The organism is Candidatus Termitispirillum reticulitermitis, assembly GCF_054655775.1.
Genome location: NZ_BAAIHG010000075.1, coordinates 1 through 4,985, shown reverse-complemented (window position 1 = coordinate 4,985; position 4,985 = coordinate 1). Strand labels below are relative to the sequence as shown.

The window sequence follows — 4,985 nt, the reverse complement described above, 5'->3', positions numbered from 1 at the left end:
AAAGGCTTAAAGATAGTAGTTGACTGCGCTAATGGGGCGACATATAAGGTTGCTCCGCTGGCTATTGAAGAACTGGGCGCAGATGTGATAGTAATAAATGACAAACCCAATGGCACTAATATTAACGATAACTGCGGTTCAACATACCCGCAGACTATGGCTAGAATGGTTGTAGGCACAGGTGCAGACATCGGCATATCGTTTGACGGGGACGGCGATAGGCTGATAGTGTGCGACAGCGAAGGCAACATTGTAGATGGCGATTTTATAATGGGCGTCTGCGCTATTGATATGAAGAAACGGATGAAACTTGCAAACGATACAATTGTCGGCACGGTAATGAGCAATCAAGGCTTTATAAACTCATTGAAAAAACAAGGTATAGACGTAAAGAGGGCGCAGGTAGGCGATAGATACGTGCTTGAGATGATGAAAGCTCGCAAGTTAAACCTTGGCGGGGAGCAATCGGGACATTTAATCTTTTCAGACTACAACACTACGGGCGATGGACTGATTAGTGCATTGCAACTCCTAAAAGTAATGGTTTGGCAACAAAAGCCGCTAAATGAGCTGACAAAATCCATAGAAACCTATCCGCAATTATTAGTAAATATGGAGGTGGCAAAGAAAATTCCGCTAGAAGAGTTGACTAAAACCACAAAGTTGATAAAAGATACAGAGGCAGAATTAAGCGGAGACGGACGGGTGCTAGTGCGCTACTCTGGCACAGAAAATAAGCTACGCGTTATGCTAGAAGGGCAAGACAGCAACCTAATAGAGTGCGAGGCACACAAGATAGCCGAATGCGCTAAGTCAGAGATAGATGCTCTACTTACTTCCCCTGTAAGCCATACTCGCTACGAACGCGGTGGCAATAGCTAGCAGGGCGAACACGTGGCTGACTGTGAAACCTAGTGTATATATAAGCACCACCAGCACGACAGATGCCACCATAAAGAACGAGTTTAATATATTATTGACTGCCACCGTCCGCGATACCACGCCACTAGTCGCCTCACGTTGCATCAGCGTATATAGCGGAACCGTATAGACCCCGCCACAAAATGCAACGGCAAACAAAAAGAACGGTATAGGCAGATAGTGCCAATGCGCAAGGAACGTTTTTACACTATAAAGCTCCGCCGCTGGGCTGACAACGCCACTAGAAACCACCAGCGCAGCGATTAACCCCGCCATAGCAAAGGCAGCCCTATAGACATAGCGAAAGTTTGGCTCACCCCTAGATAGCTTGCTACAAAACACCGAACCCGCACCTATTCCCACAGAAAATAGTGCCATACACATCGTCACAACAGTCTGGTCAGCAAATAACACATGCCGCACCCAAATGACAGTCTGGGCTAAAAACACCGAACCTACCAGCCAAAACCACGAAATAAGCAACAGATACAACCTCATTTTGCGATTTTGCATAACGAGTCGCACCAGCTTGTAAGACTCACTAAATATATTCTTCTTAACCTTTATGTCAGGGGACTGCCCCTCTGCCGAGCTGATAAAGTAGCTTGAGATGGTGCCAACAACAGCTGACAGCGTGAGAATAATCCCCACAAGCAATATTCCATCATCTAGCAATATCACCACCCCGCCAGTAATTGTGCCTACCAGCACAGCCACAAAGGTGCTCCCCTCAACATAAGCATTGCCCGCCATAAGCTCACTGCGCTCTAGCTGCTGGGGTAGTATAGAATATTTGATAGGACCAAAGAACGTTGATTGCGCCCCCATAGCAAATAAGAGCAGTAGCAAAAACCAGCTGTTGTGCATAATAAAACCCACTGTGCCAAATAACATCAGCACTACTTCAATAATCTTATAGATAACAGCTAGTTTCGCTTTGTTATATTTATCAGCTAGTTCCCCTGCCAACGATGAAAATAAAAAATACGGGAGTATGAATAGTCCTGATGATATTGTTACGAGGATTTCCGCCCGCCCACTGTCATTGCTGGCAAATACATAAGTTATAAGGATAGCAATCGCATTCTTAAATGCATTGTCGCTGAATGCGCCAAAGAACTGCGTGATAAAGAGCGGCAAGAAACGGCGGGTAAAGAAAAAATGCCTCATCGCAGCTATTTATATCATAAAAAAACAAACTTGTCGTTTTTTATTGCAATCGCTATATTGATATGCTAATATCTCACTAGCGAGGCATTTTGATGAAGCTGAATGGCACTTACGTCCCAGTCCCCGATAAATCTATGACGCACAGAGCATTGATAATGTCCGCTATGGCATGCGGACGTTCAACGATAGCCAACCCTTTGACCTGCTTTGATTGCGACTCCACCATACATGCGCTTCGCCTGTTAGGTGCGGAGATAGACGAACTTGATGGGCGAATAAATGTCGTCTCTAACGGCTATAAATCATTTGCAGTTGCACCTGACATTGGTAATAACCCACTAGTTTTACCTTGTGGCAATTCAGGCACTACGGCACGCCTAATAGCTGGTGCATTAGCCCCCCGCAATATAAATGTGAAAATTTCTGGCGATGACTCGCTGAACCTGCGCCCGATGACACGCATAATTGAGCCTCTCATCAAGATGGGGGCTAATATTGTCAGCACAGAAGACAACGGCAGACTGCCTATAGAGATAAGACCATCTAAAATGCACAACTTGCAATATTCATCCGAAGTGCCTAGTGCTCAGGTGAAGTCCGCTTTCCTGCTTGCCGCACTACAAACTGAAGGGGTAAGCACTTATGTTGAACAGATTCGTTCACGCGACCACACCGAACGTATGCTTCCGCTCTATGGGGTGTCTGTTTCCTCTTCTGGGGAGAAGCTTGTCGTAAATGGTCCGTGTGATATGAGACCTGCAGACTTCTTAGTGCCAGGGGACGCGTCCGCTGCTGCCACTATAATAGTCGCCGCACATATGTTTGAAGAATCGCGCTTGAACGTGAACGATGTAGGGCTAAACCCTACCAGAACAGAATTTTTATCTATACTTCAGCAATGGGGGGCGGAATTAGAAGTGAACGTTACCACCGACAAGAGTGCCACCGAACCTATAGGCTGCGTACGTGTGCTGAATGAACATAAACTAACGGGCGGGCTTATAGCTGGTGCTTCTTCTCAACGTGCTATAGATGAATTGCCACTGCTTGCTATGTTGGGCTTATTTACTCGCGAACCTGTGGAGATACGGCAGGCTGGTGAGTTGAAATATAAAGAATCCAATAGGATACACAGCACAGTCTTTAACTTACGTGCTATAGGTGCAGAGGTTGCAGAATTTGATGATGGGCTGATTGTTTATCCGTTGTTTGGCAAAGAGCCTAATATAAATGCTAGATTAAATAATTTTAACGACCATCGCATAGCGATGATGAATGTGATATTGGCAAAACGATTTGGCTTGCAGATGCCACGCGTCAATAGCCTTGCGGTATCATATCCAAACTTTGTAGCAGATTTAGAAAAACTAATAATATGATTAGAGGGAGCGTATGCAAGTAGCTATTGATGGACCCGCAGGCAGCGGGAAGAGCACGGTTTCAAAACTGCTGGCTAAAAGCCTTAAATTTATATACCTTGACACAGGGGCTATGTATAGGGCAAGCGCATGGTTGAAACAGCAGTATAAACTCAATTTTAACGGGCTATGCGCCCTGTTAAGCCTTACCGATTTTGTATTCGGGCATAACGGACAGACCCTTACATTAAAATACGACTATGGCAAGCCTACTGAAGTTGACGTTACCAAGCTGATACGCACGCCCGATGTTACGGCTATAGTGTCAGGCGTAGCGTCTAATGTAGATGTGCGGACGATATTGACCACCAAACAACAGGAAATCGCAGGGAAGAATGATATTATAATGGACGGCAGGGACATAGGCACGGTGGTGCTACCTAATGCTGATGTTAAAATATTCCTAACGGCATCAGCAGAGGTGCGGGCACGGCGCAGAATGAGCGAATGGCGCGATGTTGGACAGGAAGTTCACTATGAAGACGTACTGGCTGACATTATAGTGCGCGACAACAAAGACGCCTCACGTAGCACGGCTCCGCTGAAAAAAGCAGATGACGCATACGAAATTGATACATCAGAGTTGACAATATTTGAAGTTAGTGAGAGGATAGAGGAACTCGTCCGAGCACGTATTTGAGTTTGCACGTATGAGAATTGAAATAGCCGAGCATGCCGGCTTTTGTTTTGGCGTGGAGCGAGCGATAAAGCTGGCAAGCGATGCTAGGAACAGTTATGATAAAGTCGCTACATGGGGAAAGTTGATTCATAACGAACACGTTGTGAATGAGCTAAGAGTTGCTGGAATTGCTACTGTTGATAGTGTTAGTGAGCTTACAAAAGATACTGTGCTTGTGCTCCGCGCACACGGCGTTGACAGGCAAGTGTTTGCAGAGCTTGAGGGAACAGTTCGTTCAGTTATTGATGCAACTTGTCCCCTAGTGAAGAAAGTTCATGCGCAGACTGAGCACTTGTCTAGGCAGGGACTGCCCGTAGTGGTGGTTGGAGATGCCTCCCACCCTGAAGTGCGGGGGATAGTCAGCTATGCTGGAGCTGAATATTTTGTGGTGTCTGATAAAGAACAAATTGACCGCTTGCCTTACAGAGATAAATATGGTATAGTAGCACAGACTACTATAAACGAAGCTGTATTTGCAGGCGTAGTAGAGGCAATTAGAGGCAAGTGTGCTAGCATAGAGGTGGCAGATACTATATGCAGTGCCACAAGGTTGCGCCAAGATGCTGCATTAAAACTGGCTAAAACTGTTGATGTAATGTTAATTGTTGGCGGCAAGAACAGTGCGAACACCGTCCACCTTGCAGAGGTTTGTCGCAGTGTGTGTAAGCGGGTGTTCCATATAGAGTCGGCTGATGAATGTGACGGTGCGTTGCTGGCTGAAAGTTTGTGCGGAACTACAAGTATTGGGATAACCGCAGGGGCTAGCACGCCTGATTATGTGATTGACTGTGTTAGAG

Annotated in this window: 5 protein-coding genes; 4 read left to right on the top strand and 1 reads right to left on the bottom strand. The window is 45.9% G+C overall.

All coding sequences use genetic code 11. The annotated features are described in order from the left end of the window. The coding region (locus AC1MDJ_RS06710; RefSeq protein WP_479690162.1) for a phosphohexomutase domain-containing protein at window positions 1-882 on the top strand (882 nt) is incomplete at its 5' end. Here the strand turns inward: AC1MDJ_RS06710 and AC1MDJ_RS06705 are convergent. Beyond that, on the bottom strand, window positions 829-2,091 hold the full coding sequence (locus AC1MDJ_RS06705) for an MFS transporter (RefSeq protein ID WP_479690161.1): 1,263 nt from the start codon (window positions 2,089-2,091) through the stop codon (window positions 829-831). The genes AC1MDJ_RS06710 and AC1MDJ_RS06705 overlap by 54 nt on opposite strands. 92 nt (window positions 2,092-2,183) lie before the next feature. Here AC1MDJ_RS06705 and aroA point away from each other — a divergent pair, with 92 nt between their 5' ends. From aroA to ispH, 3 genes are all read left to right on the top strand, one after another. Then, window positions 2,184-3,470 carry a 3-phosphoshikimate 1-carboxyvinyltransferase gene (gene aroA / locus AC1MDJ_RS06700; protein WP_479690160.1) on the top strand — a complete coding sequence of 429 codons (1,287 nt, stop codon included), beginning with the start codon at window positions 2,184-2,186 and terminating at the stop codon, window positions 3,468-3,470. 13 nt (window positions 3,471-3,483) lie between these two features. After that, complete coding sequence (cmk, locus tag AC1MDJ_RS06695; protein WP_479690159.1) at window positions 3,484-4,149, top strand: (d)CMP kinase; 666 nt, start codon at window positions 3,484-3,486, stop codon at window positions 4,147-4,149. 10 nt (window positions 4,150-4,159) lie between these two features. Further along, on the top strand, window positions 4,160-4,985 hold an 826-nt coding region (ispH, locus tag AC1MDJ_RS06690; RefSeq protein ID WP_479690158.1), incomplete at its 3' end, for a 4-hydroxy-3-methylbut-2-enyl diphosphate reductase.